This is a genomic window from Curvibacter sp. GW821-FHT01G03 (genome assembly GCF_059422285.1).
The window spans coordinates 259,333-278,734 of record NZ_JBWKWP010000008.1 but is presented as its reverse complement, the minus strand read 5'-3'; the positions used below and the strand labels follow the sequence as shown (position 1 = coordinate 278,734).

The window sequence follows — 19,402 nt, the reverse complement described above, 5'->3', positions numbered from 1 at the left end:
TGATGGAGAAACCGGCCGGCCCGCAAGGGCCGGACGCAGGGAGATCAGAAGGTGTGCCGCATGCCGATCAGCACCGAGGTGCCGGGGTTGATGCCTGTGACCCGGTCACGCAGCAGCGCCACATAGACGTCGGTGCGTTTCGACAGCCACTGGTCGTAGCCCAACGACACCGTGGTGCGGTCTTGGCTGGCTTTGGCGCTTTGTGTCTGGGCGGTGCGTGCCACGGAGAACAGCAGCCGCCCGGGGCCTGCGAGCACGGAGGTTCCGAGCTGCGAGGTGTTCAAACGGGCCTCGGCCCCACTGGCGGCGTCGATGCGTGATTTCAGGTTCTGGGCATACAGCTTGGCCGGCCCCAGGTCGTAGCTGGCCCCGGTCTGGAGGTTCTGCACGCTGCTGGCTGTGATCAACGGACGGGCCGCTGTGGCCAGCGGTGCCACAGGGGCACCCCAGTTCATGCTCATCTGGTCCATCTTCTCGTAGACCACCCCACCATAGAACGCACCGTGGGTGTAGCTCAGGCCCGCCGTGTTGCGCTTTCCTGTGGTGCCACCCTGGGCCAGGGCGCTTTGAACGGTGAAGCGCCAGCCGCGCATGTCACTGCTGGTGAAGGCCACGCTGTTGGACCAGGCCGAATCGCTGGCGCCTTCACTGGTCATGAAGGGCTGGGTCACGCTCGGCAGGTAGGTGTGCATGATGAAAGGACCCAGACCCGACGCCGAACCAAAGGGGTTCAGTCGGATGGCCATCAGAAAGCCCGGCGTCACGGCACGCCCCAACTGGAGCACACCCCAAGGGTTGGAGAGCCCCACCCAGGCGGTGCGGGCCCAGTAAGGGTCTGCGCTGCTGCGACCCGCCGAGCCGTTGTTCACCTGCATGAACGACTCCATCTGCGAGAGGGCGCCCCAGCCGCCGCCCAGATCCTCCTGGGTCTTGATGCCCCAGAACGAGGTGGTCATCGATCCATTGAACACACCGGCCGTCTTGGCGGCCCCCGCCAATTGCGTGCTGCCTGCGCTGACATCCAGCAAGCCATATATTTGAGCCTGCGATTGCGCCTGGGCGGGGCTGAATAATCCACCAAGAGCCGTGCCAGTAATGATTCCCAGAGTCAGTTTCTTCAGAGGGTATTGCATGGTTTGTTTTGTGATTGGGGGTGACGGCTGAATATAGTTTCAGTATTTGTCGAGCGTCGATGGGGTTTCGTGGAACGCTCCGTCCCAAAGCAAACTTGTCATTTTCTTGTGATGTCGGGCCGTTTATCTGGCATGAAAGCGCCGCACTGGGTTGGGGCTTTGTATTGGGGTTTTCACGGACTGAGCTGCCCTTGAAGTCTTTTTCTGGTCAGTCTGGTGTACGCTCACCAACGGCTCCAAAAGCCGCGCCAGCTTTGAGGATGGCCGTGGTCGGCCTGTAAATCAGGCCTTTGCCGGGTTCCCAATCCGGGTAATCCCCAGCTTTTTGGGGCCGCAGTGTTTCAATTCCCTGATGGGGCAGTGGTTAACCGGCTTCTGATCATTGCGAGTGAGCCGGGTCTGTCCGCTGGTGAATGCCACACCTTGGGGCGTGAGATGCACGATTTTGGAGTCCGCTGCCATTCAAATATAAATACTGCGCTGAATTGGTGCGGTAATCGAGTGCTTTTTGGCGATTTTCGAATGCTTGGGTTGATTTTCAGATGGCACGAATTTGGCTCGGTGTCTTTGAATAGGGCGGGATAGGCCTGTTGACATCAGAAACCCGATTTTGAAAATGCTCTTACTGGAATTGAACGTACATGAATGAGCAAAATTCCGTGTTGCACCACCGCCTGTGTGGCGCATTCACCGATGTGTCCGGCGCTCAGGATTGGATGCGGCGGGTCTGTGGCCCGCATGATCTGATGGTGCAGCCAGGGCGTTCCCTGCGTTTTGTCCATGCGGGCGACCGCCTGGGCGCCCTGTCCACGGCCATTGGCTGCATCGAATACGGGGCCGATGTGCGCATCGGCATCAATGACAGCCGCCCCCTGGACAGCTACAGCATCAGCCTGCCTCTGATGGGCGACCAGGAGCTGCGCATTGGCAGCGCGGTGTTCGGCTCCGACCCCGAACGCGGCCTGATCATCGACCCCTCCGCCTACCAGGAGCTTTCGATCAGCGGCGATTGCCGCAAGCTGCTGGTGGCCATCGATCGCGGCGCCATGCGCACGGCCCTGGAGCAGATGCTGGGCCGGCCGGTGCAGTCACCGATCACCTTTGAGCCCAGCATGGCGCTCGACCAGGGGGCGGCGCTGACCTGGTGGCGCTGGGTGCGATTGCTGTGGGAGGACATGGGCCACAACGGGAACCTCCTGCACTACAACGGTCTGGCCCAAGGGGTTGAGACCTCTTTGATCCGCGGTCTGCTGAGCTTTCAGCCGCACAACTACTCGGCCGAACTGGCCCATCAGGGCTCGCCAGTGCTGCCCCGGCATGTCGACAACCTGAAGAACGCTCTGATGGAGCGCGCCCGCGAGGCGGTGGACGTCGACGCCCTGGTATCTGCCCAGGGCCTCAGCCCACGGCGCATGGTGGCCGACTTCCGCACCCACCTGGGCCTGACGCCAATGCAGTTCCTGCGCCAACACCGTCTGCAGCAAGCCCGCCTCGACATTGTCCGCAACGCTTCCACGCGTTACATCTCTGAAATTGCATTGGCCTGGGGCTTCAGCCACCTGGGCCGCTTCGCCGAGGCTTACCGCGAGACGTTTGGAGAGTCACCATCGGCCACGGCGGAACGGCACCGGGCCAAAACCTGAGGCCTGACCCAGCTCAACTCTGGGATTCCGTGCGGCCGTCCACCAGCGCCTGCAAGGCCGGTTTGGCCCACTTCAGGAACTCCTGTCCTGCCAGGCTGAGCCGACGTCGCGAAGGGTACAGCGCATAGATGGTCATGGGCGCCAGTGACCACCGCGGCAGCACCTGGCGCAGGCTGCCTTCTGCCACGCTGACCGCCGCGAGTGCCGTCGGCAGCCGGGTGATGCCCAGGCCCGCGACAGCTGCCTCCTTGACGGCCAGCAGGTTGTCGGTCACGAAGCGCACGGACAGGCGCAGTTCCTCGGTGCGGCCTTGCGGGTCTTGCACGGTCCAGCAAGTCTGGGATTCGCCCGAGTTCCAGCCGATCGACTCCAGCCCGGCCAAGGCCGAGGGTTCGTCACTTGTTTCCCGGCCCTGCAGCAGCTGAGGCGATGCATACAGGCCATAGGGCGCCTGGATCAATTGCTGGGCTACCACGTCCGAGTCGGGTAGCCCCTGGGCGCTGGGGTGGATCACGATGTCGAAGTTCTGCGCCAAGGCCTCAGGCGTGCCCCGGGTGGTGCTCAGGAACAGGCGCACGCGTGGGTACTGGCACCCGAACTTGACGGCCACCGAGCACACCAGCAGCGTCGACAGCGCCATGGGGCAGGCAATGCGCAGATCCCCGGCCGGCTCCTTGGCGTTGTCCTGCGCCACCGAGACCGCCGCATGGGCCGCCTCGCGGATCTTGAGGCCCTGCTCAAACAGCTGGCGACCGATGTCGGTCACTTCGAAGCGCCGCGAATTGCGCATGATCACGCACACGCCCAGGCGATCTTCGAGTGCCGCCACGCGCCGGCTCATGCTGGACAGCGGGATGCCGGTGCGCTCGCTGGCGGCCCGGTAACCCCCGGACTCCACCACTTCGACCAGCAGCAGCAACTCCTCGACCGTGGCCATCAGGCCGGGCGCGTTCTTGGCCAGGTCGGTGCCGCCGGATTTTTCTTTTGCAGCCATGGGGTTCATGCAGAACATACCGGTTGACGGACCGTCCGCGCCCAGCGTTGCCAGGCGCTTTCACTATAGGGGGCAAACAGGCCTTGGTGCAATGCAGGGCAGCAGGGCTTCTGGGGGTCAGGCACCCGGCGTGAAGCGCTCGATGTGAAAACCGGCTGGTTGGCACGGTGCGGTGGCCAGCCAGTCGTTCAGGGCCTGCACCATTGGTGGCGGACCGCAGACATACATGTCCACATCGCCCTGGTTCAGCAGGGTCGGCTGCAGATGCGTGACCAGATGCCCGCGCAAGCCCTGCGTGGATTGCGGATCCGACACGCACACAGTGAGCGTCAGTTGCGGCAATCGCGCTTTCAAGGGGGTCAGCAGGTCCAGCACGGGCAGGTCCTTGTCGTCGGCCAGGCCCAGCACCAGGTGGCAGGGCGGCACCTTGTCCGGCGCCTGGGCCAGCAGCTCCAGCATGGCCAGCATCGGGCCCAGGCCCGTGCCACCGGCCAGCATCAGCAAGGGCCGCTGCGGGGGGCGCAGGTAGAAGCTGCCATAGGGGGCCGTCAGCTTCAGGGGGTCGCCCACCTGCGCCGTATCGCTCAACCACTGGCTCATGCGCCCGTCCGGCAACAGGCGCACCAGCAAGTCGACCTGGCCGGGTTCGCGCACCAGCGAGCTGAAGGAGTATGCGCGGCTGGCGCTGCCGTCGGGCAGCCACAGGCGCAGGTACTGGCCGGGCAGAAAGCGCAAGGCCATCAGATCCGGGTGCTCCAGCGTCAACGAGACCATGCGCGGGCCCAGGCGCCTCAGTGCGCCGATTCGCACGGTCTGCTCAAGCGGCTTGTGCAGGCAGGCCGATGCGTCGACGGGCACGTGCACGACACCGCTGGAACGGGGGCGCATCTGGCAACCCAGGGCCCAGCCGAGTCGGGCGTCTGCGGTGGTCAACGCATCTTCGGCGCAGTCCCCCGGGTCGTAGCTGCCAGATTCCACCTTGCAACGGCAGGTGCCGCAGGCACCCTCGCGGCAATCCACCGGGAAGCGCACCCCCTGGCGGATGGAGGCGTCCGCCAAGGTCTCGCCCGAGCGCACCTGGATGAAGCGTGTGGCACCGTCGTCAAAGCGAAGGCCAATCTGATGTTCCATGGTCTCGCCCTTGATCACAGGTGGTAGAAGTCCAGCACCGCATTGATCCGATCATTGAGCAGCAGCACATGCTTGCGCAGGATGCTGAAGCCGGCGTCAAGCTGGCGCAGCTCGTAGCTCACTTCGCCGAAGTAGCAGTCGGCCTGGCCGTGGCGGGTGTAATGCGTGTTCCATTTGGCACCGACCTGAAGCAGCCCCTGACCGCGGTCCTGGATGCGCACATTGCTGATCTGGTGAAGCGTGCGCGGCATGGGTTGGCTGGCGGCCGATTTGCCGGTGCGCAGACGGAAGATGCGGTCTTCCAGGCCGCCCCGGGTGGCGTAGTAGATCATCGACATCTCGCGCTTCGGATCGGTGGTCGCCACGTGCTCCGAGTCCCATTGCGGCACATGGAATTCGGCTGTCGGGTCGAAGCAGGCCAGGTACTCATCCCACTGCTGGCGATCGCACAGCTCAGCCTGGGCATACAGGAATTGTTCGACAGCGTGTTGCAGCTCGAGGGTGTTCATGCTTGCACCTCCTTCTGGGCGGATGCCTGCTGGGACAGTCCATCCAGCATCAGCTGGCGCCAGGCGCTGTGCTGGTTCACGAACAGGCCCTCGTGGGTGATCTCGGTGCCGGTGAGCACAGGCTGGATGCCCAGGCTCCTGGCATTGCCGGTCTGTTCGCGCGTCCAGGCCTGGCAGCCCCGTGAAATGTCGTTCCAGGGCTCGGCACGGCCCTGGAAGCCGCGTTGCGCTTCGCGGAACTCGACCAGGTCGTCAGGCGTGCCCATGCCGCTGACATTGAAGAAGTCTTCGAACTGGCGGATGCGGTTTTCGCGATCCGCGGCCGACTCGCCCTTCACGCCAATGCACTGGCTGATGATTTCGGTCTTGTTCCAGGCCACCGGGCGGATGATGCGCAGTTGCGAACTGATCTGGTCCATGAAGAACAGGCTGGGGTACAGGTTGAGGTTGCGCAGGCGGTGCATCATCCAGTGCGCTCTTTCGGTGCCGTATTCGGCCTGCGCCCGGGGCATCACGCTGGCATAGCCGGGGCGCACTTCGGGGTTGGGCATTTCGCTGAAGAGCACCGAGTGCCCGTGCTTGAACGAGAACCAGCCGTCGTCGGTGGTGGCGTCGCCGGCACCGAGCTTGCGGTAGTCCAGGGTCTTGAAGTCGGTGTTGCCCTGAGCGCTGTCAAGCTCGTGCCGGTGCACCACCGTGGCCACGTAGTTGTAATGCACGGTGCTGACGTGGTAGCCGTCCAGGCCGTTCTCGGTCTGCAGCTTCCAGTTACCGTCAAAGGTGTAGGTGGAGCGCCCGGGCAGCACTTCGAGCTCGCCGGTCGGAGACTGCTCCACCATCAGGTCCAGAAACACCTTGGCGTCGCCCAGGTAGTCTTCCAGGCTCAGGCGAGTGTTCAGATCGAGGTTGACGAACACAAAGCCCTTGTAGCTCGCGACCTGGGCCTTCTTCAAGCCATGCTGATGCAGGTCGAAGCCCGGGCCGTATTCGCCGGGGGCCTTTACCTTGATCAGGCGCCCGTCGGGCTTGTAGGTCCAGGCGTGGAAGGGGCAGGTGAAGGCGGCCTGCCGCCCCTTGCAAACCCGTGTCAGCGTGGTGCCCCGATGGGCGCAGGCGTTGACCAGGGCGTGCAGCTCGCCCTGCGCATCGCGGGTCACGATCAGGGGTTGGCGACCCGCGTTCAGGGTGATGAAGTCGTTGGGCTGACGGATCTCGCTTTCGTGGCAGGCATAGATCCAGGTCTTCTCGAAGATCAACTCCATTTCGAGATCGAACAGCTCGGGCTCGGTGAACATCGAGCGACGGACTCGGTAGACCTCGTCTTCGGGTCTGAAGTCCAGACAGCCGTCGATGAAGTCGCGCCATTGCTGGGGGCTGCGTGAGGTATTCATGGGCAATTCCTGTGGGGTGGATCGATGAACTCGATTAGGCCCAGCCCGCCCGGAATCAGCTATCCACATTTCGCGCGTTCTTTATCCAGTTGCCGCGCGCAGGCGACCGGCCCGGCGATCAGATGGACGCGCGCAACAGCCCATCAGCGTGTCAGCGCCTCAGCTTGCCCGCAGCTGCGGCAGGCCGCCGATCAGGCGTTCAAGCTCGGCGTGCCCCAGGCACGGCACCGCATCGATCAGCCACCGGCACTGGGGCGTGCCAAATGGAAAAGGGCGGCCCGCAGTCATTGCGTGGCCGCCCTGGTGTGGGGGTGTTTGATGGGTTCTGCCCCGGAAGGGCCCGAGATCAGGCCCCCGAGTTCAGGCCCCGACGGCGCGCGCGATCCGGGTGCGCGGATCGGTGTCGCGTTCCGTGACGGCTTGCTGCATCACGAAGTCGAATCGGGCGCGCTCAAACGGAGCCCCCACGCCCAGGGATTCGTAGCCGGCCGGGGCAACGTCGTGTTCGATCTTCAGCACCAGGCCGTCGCGGGTGGCAAAGGCAAAGTCGTCATCGATGTAGGTGTCGCCCGGGATGTTGATCTGGGTCGTCAGGGTGCGATGCCCTTCCTTGACGATGTGGAAGTGGATGTGGGCCGGGCGGTGGCCATGGCGGCCCAGCACTTCGAACAGCTCGGAGGTCGGGCTGTTCGGTGGGATCGCATAGCCCGGCGGCAGCGTGGTGCGGAAGCGGTAGTTGCCTTGGGCATCGGTTTCGATCTTGCGACGCAGTTCGAACTCTTTGAGGCCCGGGAAGAAGTGCGAGTAGCCGCCGCTCTTGTTGGCATGCCAGGCATCCATGATGGCGTGGGCCACAGGCTGACCGGCGTGGTCCAGCACCCGGCCCTCCATGACCAGCACCTTGCCGGTGCCACGGGTGTCGCTGTCGTCGTCGAGCACGGCCTCGCCTTGGAACAGCGGGGCGCCTGCGACGTACAGCGGCCCTTCGATGGCGCGCGGCGTGCCGGCCGCGATGCCGGCTTTGGCATCGGCCTCATCCATGCGGATGTCCAGCAGGCGATCAAAGCCCAGGCCGGCGGTGATCAGACCGATCTGGCCCGAGGCCCCCAGGCGGCTCAGCCAATCGGCGGCGGCCCAGAACTCGTCAGGCGACACGTCCAGCTCGTCAATCGTCTTGAACAGGTCGCTCACGATGCGGGCCACGATGGCGCGGGCGCGCGGGTTGCCCTCGGCCATCTTCACGCTGTTGACGCGCTCCAGCAGACTTTGCTGGGTGAATTCATTTTTTGAGGTGCTCATTTTTGTCTCCGTAGGTTGGGGGAAGGGGTAGAGGCCAGGGCTCAGGCGATGGCCGAAGGGTGTTGCGCCAGCGGGGTGACCGAGATCTTCATGTACGGGAACAGCGGCAGTTGCGACAGCAGGGTGTGCAGCTCGTCGTTGGACGCCACGTCAAAGACGCTGTAGTTCGCATACTCGCCCACCACGCGCCAGAGATGACGCCAGCGCCCATCGCGCTGCAGCTCTTGCGAGTAGGCCTTCTCTCGGGTCTTGATGGCGTCGGCCTGCGCAGGGGGCAGGTCGGCGGGCAGGTTCACGTCCATGCGGACCAGGTACAGCATGTTTTGTCTCCTCAGGGGTGGGGGCGTTGGCCCAGGTCGATGTGCACGGCATTCAGGCCCGTGCGTGCACGGTCGAATCGTTCAAGTTGGCCCAGGTCGACTTCGACACCGAAGCCGGGCCCATCGGGCAGTTGCAGTTCAAAGTCGATGATGGGCATGCGTTCAGTCACGATGTCGTCCACCAGCAATTGAGGGCCGAAGAGCTCGCAGCCATGGTGCTGGTCGCCGAGGGTGGCAAAGACATGGGCGGAGGCGGCGCTGCCGATCGAGGTCTCCAGCATGGTGCCGCCATACCAGCCGATGTCGGCGGCTTCTGCGACCGCGGCCACCTGAAGCGTGCGCAACAGGCCGCCATGCTTGGCCACCTTCAGAGAAAACACCTGGCTGGCCTGATCGCGTGCCAGTGCCATCGCATCCTGGGGGGTGCACACCGACTCGTCGGCCATGATGCAGGCCCGCGAACCCAGCGAAGCGCTCAGCACCTTGAGGGCTTCCCGATTCCACTTGGCCACCGGCTGCTCGATCAGGGTCACACCGGCGTCGATCAGTTGCGGCAGGAAGCGCCTGGCCGTGCTGCCGTCCCAGGCCTGATTGACGTCCACCGTCAGCGTGGCCTGGCCTTCCAGGCCGCGGGCGATCTGGCTGACGTGGGCCACATCTTCCGCCGGGCTGCGTGCCCCGATCTTCATCTTGAAGATGCGGTGACGCCGTTGTTCCAGGCGCCGTTGGGCCTCTTCGAGGTCCTTGCGCACATCCCCGCTGGCCAGGGTCCAGGCCAGCGGCAGGCTGGCGTGGCGTTTGCCTCCCAGCAATTGGTAGGCCGGCAGGGCCAGGGTGCGACTGACGGCGTCGATCAACGCCATCTCGATCGCGCTCTTGGCAAAAGCATTGCCACGGCAGAAGGTGTCCATGCGGGCCAGCGCCTGGCCGAAGGCGGCGCCGTCCTGCCCCAGCAGGCAGGGCGCCAGGTAGGCTTCGATGGCGTGTCGGATGCTTTCCGGAGATTCTTCGTTCCACGACGGCCCGCCAATGGTGGCGGCCTCGCCGAACCCGCAGGCGCCGTTGCGCAGCCACAGTTGCACCACCACCGGACTCTGGCGGTTGATGGCACCGAATGCCAGCTTGTGTGGCCGGATGGTGGGGATGTCCAGAATCCTCGCCTCAATGCGCTCAACCACGAAACGACTCGACATGAATGACCTTTGATCTGTGCTTTTGTGCGATAGGTGGGCCAAGGTTACGAGGAGGCTTCAAAGCATTCCAATGAAGTATTTATGTTCAAATGTTCGATTTCATCGAATGATTGACCTGGGGCACGCGCATGGAAATCCGGCAGCTTCGCTACTTTCTCGACATCGCTCAGACCGAACACCTGACGCAGTCGGCGCAGAACCTGTTTGTCACCCAGTCCACGCTGTCGCACGGCTTGAGGCAGCTTGAGGAAGAGCTGGATACCGCCTTGTTCGACCGGCTTGGGCGGGGCCTGAAGCTGTCGCAGGCGGGGGCGGAATTCAGGGCTTATGCCACGCGAGCCCTCAAGGAGATCGAGGCCGGCCGCATGGCCCTGGCCGACCTGAGCGGCCTGCAGTCGGGCCGCCTGACCATTGGCGCCATCCCCACCTTCCTCAATACCGTGCTGCCTGCCACCGTGGCCGCCTTCTGCGAGAGCTACCCCAAGGTGCAGCTCGAGGTCCGGGATTTGCGCGCCGGCCCGATCGAGGACCAGTTGATGAGCGGTGCGCTGGATCTGGGCATCGCTTTTCACCCCACCCGCCATGGTGAGATCGAAACCGAGCCGCTGTTCGAGGAACGCATGATGGTGGTGCTGCGCAAGAACGCCCCGCAAGCCCATGGCCAGCAGATCACCCTGCAGCGGGCGGCCCAATTGCCCATGGCCCTGCTGCCGCGCAGTTTTGCCACGCGGCGCATGCTCGACGAGAAATTCAGGCAGGCCGGTGCCGAACCCCTGGTGCGGGTCGAGATGGAGTCGGTCGAGGCCTTGCTCGGCGTGTGCCGGCACGGCCCCCTGGCCACGATCGTGCCCGAGCGGGCCGCCCTGCAGATGCCTGATCTGCATGCGATGGCACTCACCGCGCCAGAGGTGGTGCGCCATGCCGGCCTGCTGTGGCGGCGCTCCGCCTCGCGAAGCGTGGCCGCGCGCGAGTTTGCCGCCCGGTTGCGCGCCACCCTGGTCACCTGAGTTGGCGGCCCGCGCCGTGCCGGCGGGGGTGGCCCACCTTGGCGGCGGGCTGCGACACCTTCAAGGGGGGGCGGCATCAAGCGACCGTTTCGAACAGTGGATCAAAGATATTTCATTGGTGTCAGCGCCCCGGGGGCGCTATGGTCGTCTTCGTTCACTGATGCCTTTCCCGATTTTTCTTCAGTCACTCCTTGATGCCATCCATTCACTTTGTCCGCCAGGGCCGCGGCCCCGAAATTGTGCTGAGCCATGCGCTGGGTTGCGACCTGACGATGTGGGACGAACTCGCCCAATGCCTGCAACAACGCTTCACCGTGCTGCGCTATGACCACCGCGGGCACGGTCGGTCGCCCGCCCTGGCGGGGCCCTTCAGCATGGACGACCTGGCCGACGATGCGGCGCAGTTCATCGCGCAGAACGCCAGTGGGCCGGTGCATTTTGTCGGCCTTTCGATGGGCGGTATGACGGCCCAGGCCCTGGCGGCGCGGCACCCTGGCGCGGTGCGCTCGGTCTGCATTGCGAACTCGGCCAGCCACTACGGCGAGGCGGCCAGAGCCCTGTGGCAGACCCGGGTCGACACCGTGCGGGCCTGCGGCATGGAAGCGATTGCCGACGGCGCTCTGCAGCGCTGGTTCACGTCCGAGTTCCGTGCCGACAGCCTGGGGCGCGAAAGGGTGGCGGCCCTGCGTCAGGTCTTGGTCGGCACCGAGCCTGGCCCGTATGCCGAAGCCTGTCTGGCCGTCGCCGACATCGCCTTGGATGAAGGCAATCGCACCATCACCTGCCCCACCCTCGTCATCGCGGGCGAGCGCGATGAGGCCACGCCTCCGGCCTTGTCCGAGGCGATCGCGCAAGCCATTCCGGGTGCGCAGCTGAAAAGCCTGAATGCCGCCCATTTGAGTGCGGTGGAGCAGCCACAGGCCTTTGCCGCGCTGTTGGAGGGCTTTGTGCCGGGTTGATCAGAGCGGGGGCTTCAGAGCGGCGGGGCGGTGGCCGCGCCCTGTTGCTGCCCAATCACTGCCCCGGTGCGGCCTCAGTGCAGCCTCAGTGCGGCCCCAGTGCCGCGCCATGGCGGCCGCCGTGCTGCACGCCGGGCAAGCCTGTACGGCAGGCCCGCCACCCCGTGGTCCACTGGTGCGTCAGCGGTATGTGGCGCGGGATTTGGCGCTGGACGCGTTGGTACCCGTCTACGCACCTCGCTGCCAGCGCGCCATCCAGCGTGCCAGGCGCCCCCAAGGGGGCCCCAGGGTTTCGAAGGGGTTGATGGGCCCCACCCGGTGCACACCGCGGGCATGGCTGAAGCGCAAAAAGCCGGCATGGCCGTGGTACGCACCGGTGCCGCTGGGGCCGATGCCGCCAAATGGCAGGCTGTGCTGGGCAATGTGCAACAAGGTGCCATTGAGGGTGACACCGCCCGAGGGGGCTGCCGCCAGCACCTGTTGACGGGTGCTGCGCTGGTGGCTGAACAGGTACAGGGCCAGCGGGCGTTCATGGCGGGCCACCAGGGCCAGCGCCTCGTCCAGGTTCTGGTAGGGCACGATGGGCAGGATGGGGCCGAAGATCTCCTCTTGCATCAGCCTGAGGTGGCGCCCGGGGGCCAGCACCACGGTGGGGGCCACATGGGGGTCGTCGCGCGGCAACTCGGCGCTGCTCAGCACGCGGGCCCCGCTGGCCCGGGCTTCGTCCAGCAGGGCGTGCAGACGGGCCCGGTGGGCGGGGCTGACGATGGCGCTGTAGTCGGGGTTGCGGCCCGGGTCGGGCAGGGTGCGTCGGGCCTGCTGCAGCACGGCCTCGGCAAAGGCCTCCAGTTGCTGGGCGGGGACGAGCGCGTAGTCGGGTGCGATGCAGGTCTGCCCGGCGTTGACGAACTTGCCGAAGGCGATCGAGCGGGCTGCGGCCGCCGCGGGGTAGTCCGGGGCGACGATGGCCGGCGATTTTCCACCCAGCTCCAGGGTCACGGGTGTCAGGTTGGCGGCGGCGGCCAGCATCACCTTGCGTCCCACGGCGGTCGAGCCGGTGAACACCAGGTGGTCGAATGGCAGGCTGGCAAAAGCCTGGCCCACGTCGACCCCGCCGGTCACCACCGCCACCTGCGCCGGGTCAAAGGCCTCGGCGATCAGGCGCTGCAGCAGATCTGAAAACGCCGGCGTCAGCTCAGAGGGCTTGAGCAAGGCCCGGTTGCCCGCGGCCAGGGCGTCGCACAGCGGCCCCAGCGTCAGCAGCAGGGGGTAGTTCCAGGGCGCCATGATGCCAATCACGCCCAGCGGCTCGTGGCGCAACTGGTTGTGGCCGGGGCGGAACAACCACTCCACCGGCTGGCGCCGAGGGCGCATCCAGCGGCCCACATGGGCCCGTGCATGCCGCAGTGCGCGCAGGGTGGGCAGCATCTCCAGCAGCTCGGTCTCGGTGCGCGAGCGGCCGCCAAAATCGGCATCGATGGCGCTGATCAGCGCCTCGGCATGGCGGCTCACCAACTGCTCCAGGCGCAGCAAGGCGGCTTGCCGTGTCGGGGCATCGGGGGGCGCCTCGCGCCGCGAGGCCTCGTGCTGGCGCATGAACAAGGCGTCGAGGGTCATGCACGGTCTTTCAGGATCAGGTCGGCCGCGCGCTCGCCGATCATGGCGCTCGGGGCCTGGGTGTTGCCGCTGACCAGCGTAGGCATGATGGACGCGTCGGCCACGCGCAGGCCGCTCACGCCGCGCACCCGCAAGGCCGGGTCCAGCACCGAGCCGGAGTCGGATCCCATGCGGCAGGTGCCTACCGGGTGGTAGATGGTGTCTGACTGGGCCCGGATCAGCGCGGCCAGCCGGTCGTCGCTTTCGTCCTCCAGCGTGCCGTAGAGGGGCCGCCCGCCCAGCTTGGCAAAGGGCTCGCTGCGCAGAATGCGCCGCGCCAGGCGCACGCCCTGCACCAGCAGCGGCAGGTCGTCGGGGTGCGACAAAAAGGCCGGGTCGATCCGCGGCATGCGGGCGGGGTCGGTGCTGGCCAGGCGCACCGAGCCACGGCTGTGCGGGCGCAGCGCACACACATGCAGCGCCACCCCGGTGGCCAGGTGTTTGCGGCGGCCGTGGTCATCCACGTTGCTCACGCAGAAATGCAGTTGCAGGTCCGGTCGGTCCAACCCGGGTGCGCTGCGCACAAAGCCGCCGGCTTCGGCCCCGTTGGTGGTCAGAAACCCATGCCCCTGGCGGTAGGCCGGCAGGGCCGCCAGCGAGCGCAGCGTGCCGCGTGGCCCCCAGCCAAACAGGCCCGGGCCGTTGAGCCGCAGGTTCAGCGAGTAGTCGAGGTGGTCTTGCAGGTTCTGCCCCACCTGCGGTGCGTCGGCCACCAGGGGGATGCCCAGGCGGGCCAGCTCATCGGCCGGCCCGATGCCCGACAGGCACAGCAACTGGGGCGAGGCAATCGCCCCGGCACACAGGATCACCTCACGCCGAGCGGCCAGCGTGCGCACACCCTCGCGGTCAGCCACCTCCACCCCGGTGGCCCGGCGCCCCTCGAAGCACACGCGGTTCACGCGCACCCCGGCCAGCACCTGCAGGTTGGCGCAGGGCGCCTGCCCCCGGTAGGCCCGCGAAGCGTCCAGCCGGCGGCCGTTCTTCTGGAACACCTGGTAAAGCCCCACCCCCTCTTGTTGGGGCCCATTGAAGTCGGCATTGGCCGGCAGGCCGCAGGCCTGGGCCGCGGCCACAAAGGCCTGGCTCACGGGGCTGGGCGAGGCCAGGTCGCTCACCGCCAGCGGGCCCTGGCGGCCGTGCAAGGTCTCGTCCAGGGCGCCTTGGCGCTGGTTGCCCTCGCTGCGGCGAAAGTACGGCAGCACATCGGACCAGGCCCAGCCCGGGCAGCCCAGGGCGGCCCAGCCGTCGTAGTCTTCGCGTTGGCCGCGCACGTAGATCATGGCGTTGATCAGGCTGGAGCCGCCCAGGCCGCGCCCGCGCGGCACATAGCCCGTGCGCCCGCCCAGGCCCGGCTGCGGCACGGTCTGAAGCGCGTAGTTGTGCTGGTTGCGGCTGGGCACCAGCAGGGCCAGGCCGGCGGGCATCACCGACAGAAACGAGGGCTTGGCCGGCCCGGCCTCGATCAGCAGCACCAGGGCGCCGGGGTCGCCTTCGGCCAGTCGGGTGGCCAGCGCGCTGCCGGCGGGGCCTGCGCCCACCACGATGTAGTCAGCCTGAAGCGATGTTGTTGGGGGGGTGGTCTGCGCCATGTTTGTCTCCGTGTCGGAGTGCGCAGTTTAGGATATTTGACGAATTCGTCAAATATTTGTTCGGCAGCCCGGCCACTGGCTGGCACCGTGGGCAATCAAGGTGGCCACGCCTTGGCACAGCCCCTCCAGGTCGACCGAATCGCCCCGGCTCATCAGCATCAGCGCCTCCAGGCCAATGGCCACCACCACCGAGGCCAGCAGGGCCAGCTCGCCATCGCTCAGGCCCTTGCCCGGCAGGGCGCGGCGCAGGTCGGTGCGCAGATCGTCCAGCAGGCCGCTGGTGTCGGCAAAGCCGTGCAGGTAGGCGCGGATGTGGTGCTGGTTGCGCAGGCAGAAATCGGTGGCCCCAGGGCGCTGCAGCACCAGCTCAAAAAAGGCCCGGAACGACTGCACCATCATCCCCACCAGCTCGGGTTCGCGCTGCCGTGCGTCGCGCGTGGCGCCGCGGATCTCGCCCAGCAGTTCGCCCAGCAATTCAGCAAACACGGCCTGCTGGGTGCCAAAGTAGTTGTAGAAGGTGCCGTTCGAGGCCCCACTGCCGGCCACGATGGCCGCCACCGTGGCGCCATCCAGCCCCACTTCGGCGAACACCTGCCAGGCATTGGCCTTGAGTTTGTCGCGCAGCTCGGCGCGCAAGGCGTCGCGCTTGGCCGAGGGCTTGTATTTGCGGGTATCCGGGAGGGCGGGGGAGGGCGTTCGGGGCACGGCGCGCAGCAGGCTGAAAACAGAGTGAGCCCCAGCGGGTCAGGGTGGGGCGGGGGCTTTGAGGGTACCTGAAATCGATGCGTTCGCACCGCTTCAACCAACCCGGGCCACTGCTGGCTGCGCGCTATATTCGCAGCCGTGCCGGCGGCCTGACCGGCAGGCCAGAACGAAAGACACAACATGGAATTGAGACAGCTGCGCTACTTTGTCCGCGTGGTGGAGCTGGGCTCGATGGGGCGCGCTGCGCTCGATCTGAACCTGGTGCAGTCGGCCCTCAGCCAGCAGATCAGCCGGCTGGAGGGCGAGCTCAGCACCCGCCTGCTGCAGCGCAGCCCGCGCGGTGTGCAGGCAACCGAGGCGGGCCTGGCCTTCTTTCGCGAGGCCCAACTGACCCTGCGCCATGCCGACCAGGCCGTGCGCGTGGCCCAGCAGGCAAGGCTGTCGGGCACGGTCAGCGTGGGCCTGGCACCCACCACGGCGGCCTTGCTGGGCCTGCCATTGATGCGCGCCATGCGCGAGCGCTACCCCGATGTGCGCCTGCACATGGTCGAGAGCCTGTCGGGCCATCTGGCCGGCATGCTCAATGCCCGCCAGCTCGACCTGGCCGTGCTGTTCGATTCGCGCCTGGTCGCCCATGGAGATGGCTCTGGCGCGCGCCGCTGGCAGATCCAGCCCCTGATCGAAGAGGCCCTGTTCTTGATCCGTGGCGGCCCCCGCGCCGGCCGCCCACCCCTGCCCGCCGAGATGAGCCTGGCCGAGCTGGGCGACCTGGGCCTGATCCTGCCCACCGGCCCGCACGGCCTGCGCAGCACGCTGGACACCGCTTTTGCCCAGGCCCGCGTCACCCCGAACGTGGTGCTGGAGGTGGATTCGCTCTCGATGCTGATGGCCGCGGTAGACGCCGGCCTGGGCGCCACCCTGCAGCCCTGGGCCGCGGTGGGGCGCTTTGCCGACGCGGCCGAGCGCTTTGAGCTGGCGCGCATCACGGGCCCGGCCGTGAACCGCGTCAACCTGTTGTGCAGCCTGGCCGAAGACGAGCTGTCGCCCGTGGCGCTGGCCACCCGCGTGGTGCTGGCCGACTGCGTGCGCGAGCTGCTGCGCCAGGGCCTGTGGGTGGGGGCCACGCTGGGGTTTTGAGCCGCGCCAGGGCCTGTGAACAGGCCCTGGTCAAAGGCCCTGGTCATCACAAAAACTGATGACCCCATGCGCCCAGGGGCCTGCACGGCAGGGCGCTGTCTTCCTAAAGTGGCAACTCATCGCGCAAGCGAACGTTTTGCAAGGAGACAGCCATGGACCTGGACGTCCTGGTCATCGGCGGCGGCAACGCTGCCCTGTGTGCCGCCCTGATGGCACGCGAAGCAGGGGCCAGTGTGCTTCTGCTCGAAGCCGCACCGCGCGCCTGGCGCGGCGGCAACTCGGGCCATACCCGCAACCTGCGCTGCATGCACGATGCCCCGCAAGATGTGCTGGTCGACGCCTACCCCGAAGAGGAGTACTGGCAAGACCTGCTCAAGGTCACCGGCGGCATCACCAACGAGAAGCTGGCGCGCCTCACCATCCGCGCCTCTTCCAACTGCCGCGACTGGATGCGCTCGCACGGCGTGCATTTTCAGCCGCCGCTGTCGGGGGCGCTGCATGTGGCCCGCACCAATGCCTTCTTCATGGGGGGCGGCAAGGCCCTGGTCAATGCCTACTACCGCAGCGCCGAGAAGCTGGGCGTGCAGATCCGCTACGAAGCCCCGGTAGACCGGCTGGAGCTGGAGGACGGCCGCTTTGTGGCGGCCTGGCAGGGCGGCCAGCGCATCACCGCCCGGGCCTGCGTGCTGGCCGCCGGCGGCTTTGAATCGAACCGCGAGTGGCTGCGCGAGGCCTGGGGCCAAAACCCCGACGGCAGCTGGCCGGCCGACAACTTTCTGATCCGCGGCACGCGCTTCAACCGCGGCGTGCTGCTCAAGCACCTGCAAGACGAGCAGGGCGCCGACATGGTGGGCGACCCCTCTCAGTCGCACTGCGTGGCCATCGACGCCCGCGCCCCCCTGTACGACGGCGGCATCTGCACCCGCATCGATTGCGTGAGTTTGGGTGTGGTGGTCAATCAGCAAGGCCGCCGCTTTTACGACGAGGGCGAAGACTTCTGGCCCAAGCGCTACGCCATCTGGGGGCGCCTGGTGGCCCAGCAGCCGGCCCAGATCGGCTACTCGATCATCGACGCCAAGGCCGTGGGCCGCTTCATGCCGCCGGTGTTCCCGGGCGTGCAGGCCAACACCCTCGAAGACCTGGCCCGCCAGCTGGGCCTGGACCCGGCCACCTTCTTGCAGACCCTGGGCGACTACAACGCCGCCTGCCGCCCAGGCCATTTTGACCACACCGCGCTCGACGACTGCCGCACCGAGGGCGTGACCCCGGCCAAAACCCACTGGGCCCGGCCCATCGACACGCCGCCCTTCTATGGCTATGCGCTGCGCCCCGGCATCACCTTCACCTACCTGGGCCTGAAGGTGGACGAGCAGGCCCGCGCCCATTTCGGGGGGCAGCCCAGCAGCAACCTGTATGTGGCCGGCGAGATGATGGCCGGCAACGTGCTCGGCAAGGGCTACACCGCCGGCGTGGGCATGTCGATCGGCACCGCCTTCGGGCGCATCGCCGGCCACCAGGCTGCCCTGGGCGCCCTGGCCCACAAGCAAAACCAGAAAGGCGCCGCCCATGCAAACGCTTGACGAACTCACCCGCCAGGCGCGCGCACTGGCCAACGGCGAGCCCACGCCGGCCGAGGCCGAGGTGGCCCGCCAGATGCAGATCTGCAACGCCTGCCGCTACTGCGAAGGCTTTTGTGCCGTGTTTCCGGCCATGACACGCCGCCTCAGCTTCGAGCCCGTGGACGTGCACTTTCTCGCCAACCTGTGCCACAACTGCGGCGCCTGCCTGCATGCCTGCCAGTACGCACCGCCGCATGAGTTTGCCGTCAACGTGCCGCAGGCCATGGCCGTGGTGCGCGGCCAGACCTATGTCGACTACGCCTGGCCCCCAGCACTGGGGCGGCTGTATCAGCGCAACGGCCTGACGTTGGCGGTGGCACTGGCCCTGGGGCTGGCCTTGTTCATGGCGCTGGCGCTGGCCGCCCGGGGCACCCTGTGGATGGTGCCCGAGCAGGGCTTTTATGGCTTGTTTCCGCACAACCTGCTGGTGTCCTTGTTTGCCCCGGTGTTCTGCTTTGCCGCTCTGGCCCTGGGGCTGGGGGTGCGGCGTTTTTTGGGCGAGTTGCGGCCCGGCACCAGCAACGCCCCGGCCAGCGTCGGCCCCGGGCTGGAGGCGGCCCAACAGGCCCTCACCCTGCGCTACCTGGATGGCGGCCATGGCGACGGCTGCCACAACGAAGACGACGCCCACACCCATTGGCGTCGGCGCTTTCACCACCTGACCTTCTACGGCTTCATGGCCTGTTTTGCGGCCACCTCGCTGGCCACGCTGTACCACTACGGGCTGGGCCAGGCCGCACCCTATGGCTGGTTCAGCCTGCCCAAGCTGTTTGGCGTGAGCGGCGGGCTGGCCCTGCTGGCCGGCACCACGGGCCTGGGCTGGCTGCGCCTGCGCCGCCACCCGCTGCACGGCGACGCCGCGCAAAAGCCCATGGACATGGCTTTCATCGCCCTGCTGTGGCTGGTGGCGCTCACCGGCTTGGGCTTGCTGGCGGCCCGTGCCACCCCCGCCTTGCCCAGCGTGCTGGTGCTGCACCTGGGCGCCGTGATGGCCTTGTTTGCCACCTTGCCCTACGGCAAGTTTGCCCACGGCGTGTTCCGCAGCGCGGCCCTGCTGCGCAACGCGGTCGAAAAGCGGCAACCCAGCCGCCTGCAACTGGGTTCGGACTGATCCCTG

17 protein-coding genes are annotated in these 19,402 nt (G+C 66.8%); 6 read left to right on the top strand and 11 right to left on the bottom strand.

The features are described from left to right. Positions 1-44: 44 nt before the first annotated feature. On the bottom strand, positions 45-1,133 hold the full coding sequence (locus tag AC07VS_RS13925) for a porin (RefSeq protein ID WP_494751246.1): 1,089 nt from the start codon (positions 1,131-1,133) through the stop codon (positions 45-47). A 641-nt stretch (positions 1,134-1,774) separates the two neighbouring features. Here AC07VS_RS13925 and AC07VS_RS13920 point away from each other — a divergent pair. After that, positions 1,775-2,776 (top strand): AraC family transcriptional regulator, encoded by a 1,002-nt coding sequence (locus tag AC07VS_RS13920; protein WP_494657954.1) that lies wholly within the window; start codon positions 1,775-1,777, stop codon positions 2,774-2,776. Positions 2,777-2,789: 13 nt separating this feature from the next. Here AC07VS_RS13920 and AC07VS_RS13915 read toward each other — a convergent pair whose 3' ends face one another. From AC07VS_RS13915 to AC07VS_RS13885, 7 genes are all read right to left on the bottom strand, one after another. Continuing rightward, positions 2,790-3,770, bottom strand: a complete 981-nt coding sequence (locus AC07VS_RS13915) for a LysR substrate-binding domain-containing protein (protein WP_494657953.1) — start codon at positions 3,768-3,770, stop codon at positions 2,790-2,792. A gap of 117 nt (positions 3,771-3,887) precedes the next feature. Continuing rightward, positions 3,888-4,901 (bottom strand): 2Fe-2S iron-sulfur cluster-binding protein, encoded by a 1,014-nt coding sequence (locus AC07VS_RS13910; protein WP_492347504.1) that lies wholly within the window; start codon positions 4,899-4,901, stop codon positions 3,888-3,890. Positions 4,902-4,915: 14 nt separating this feature from the next. Further along, entirely contained in the window at positions 4,916-5,410 is a 495-nt protein-coding gene (antB, locus tag AC07VS_RS13905) for an anthranilate 1,2-dioxygenase small subunit (RefSeq protein WP_279215175.1), read from the bottom strand. After that, positions 5,407-6,801: an anthranilate 1,2-dioxygenase large subunit gene (antA, locus tag AC07VS_RS13900; RefSeq protein ID WP_494751245.1), complete on the bottom strand. Its 1,395-nt coding sequence runs from the start codon at positions 6,799-6,801 to the stop codon at positions 5,407-5,409. Before antA ends, antB begins: the two co-directional genes overlap by 4 nt. 360 nt (positions 6,802-7,161) lie before the next feature. After that, complete coding sequence (locus AC07VS_RS13895) at positions 7,162-8,100, bottom strand: dioxygenase family protein (protein ID WP_279215171.1); 939 nt, start codon at positions 8,098-8,100, stop codon at positions 7,162-7,164. Positions 8,101-8,141: 41 nt separating this feature from the next. Then, positions 8,142-8,420: a muconolactone Delta-isomerase gene (gene catC, locus AC07VS_RS13890; protein WP_279215169.1), complete on the bottom strand. Its 279-nt coding sequence runs from the start codon at positions 8,418-8,420 to the stop codon at positions 8,142-8,144. 11 nt (positions 8,421-8,431) lie between these two features. Further along, positions 8,432-9,613, bottom strand: a complete 1,182-nt coding sequence (locus AC07VS_RS13885) for a muconate cycloisomerase family protein (protein WP_494751244.1) — start codon at positions 9,611-9,613, stop codon at positions 8,432-8,434. A gap of 128 nt (positions 9,614-9,741) precedes the next feature. Between AC07VS_RS13885 and AC07VS_RS13880 the strand changes: the two genes are divergently transcribed. Together AC07VS_RS13880 and AC07VS_RS13875 are read left to right on the top strand one after the other, a co-directional pair. Next, positions 9,742-10,620: a LysR substrate-binding domain-containing protein gene (locus AC07VS_RS13880; protein ID WP_279215167.1), complete on the top strand. Its 879-nt coding sequence runs from the start codon at positions 9,742-9,744 to the stop codon at positions 10,618-10,620. Positions 10,621-10,814: 194 nt separating this feature from the next. Beyond that, positions 10,815-11,579, top strand: coding sequence for an alpha/beta fold hydrolase (locus tag AC07VS_RS13875; protein WP_494751243.1), 765 nt, complete (start codon positions 10,815-10,817; stop codon positions 11,577-11,579). A 228-nt stretch (positions 11,580-11,807) separates the two neighbouring features. On the opposite strand, the gene AC07VS_RS13870 is transcribed toward AC07VS_RS13875, so the two are convergent. Genes AC07VS_RS13870 through AC07VS_RS13860 form a run of 3 tightly spaced genes read right to left on the bottom strand, consistent with a single transcriptional unit; the run spans position 11,808 to position 15,529 of the window. After that, positions 11,808-13,196: a coniferyl aldehyde dehydrogenase gene (locus AC07VS_RS13870; protein ID WP_494751242.1), complete on the bottom strand. Its 1,389-nt coding sequence runs from the start codon at positions 13,194-13,196 to the stop codon at positions 11,808-11,810. Further along, positions 13,193-14,824: a GMC family oxidoreductase gene (locus AC07VS_RS13865; protein WP_494751241.1), complete on the bottom strand. Its 1,632-nt coding sequence runs from the start codon at positions 14,822-14,824 to the stop codon at positions 13,193-13,195. The genes AC07VS_RS13870 and AC07VS_RS13865 overlap by 4 nt, the downstream gene beginning before the upstream one ends. A 48-nt stretch (positions 14,825-14,872) precedes the next feature. After that, the gene (locus AC07VS_RS13860; protein ID WP_492347509.1) at positions 14,873-15,529 is read right to left on the bottom strand and encodes a TetR/AcrR family transcriptional regulator; all 657 of its coding nucleotides are present in this window, start codon (positions 15,527-15,529) and stop codon (positions 14,873-14,875) included. A gap of 180 nt (positions 15,530-15,709) precedes the next feature. Between AC07VS_RS13860 and AC07VS_RS13855 the strand changes: the two genes are divergently transcribed. From AC07VS_RS13855 to tcuB, 3 genes are all read left to right on the top strand, one after another. Next, the gene (locus AC07VS_RS13855) at positions 15,710-16,666 is read left to right on the top strand and encodes a LysR substrate-binding domain-containing protein (RefSeq protein ID WP_494657945.1); all 957 of its coding nucleotides are present in this window, start codon (positions 15,710-15,712) and stop codon (positions 16,664-16,666) included. Between the two features lie 152 nt (positions 16,667-16,818). Continuing rightward, positions 16,819-18,246, top strand: coding sequence for an FAD-dependent tricarballylate dehydrogenase TcuA (gene tcuA, locus AC07VS_RS13850; RefSeq protein ID WP_494657944.1), 1,428 nt, complete (start codon positions 16,819-16,821; stop codon positions 18,244-18,246). Next, the gene (tcuB, locus tag AC07VS_RS13845; RefSeq protein WP_494657943.1) at positions 18,233-19,396 is read left to right on the top strand and encodes a tricarballylate utilization 4Fe-4S protein TcuB; all 1,164 of its coding nucleotides are present in this window, start codon (positions 18,233-18,235) and stop codon (positions 19,394-19,396) included. The genes tcuA and tcuB overlap by 14 nt, the downstream gene beginning before the upstream one ends. Positions 19,397-19,402: the final 6 nt, after the last annotated feature.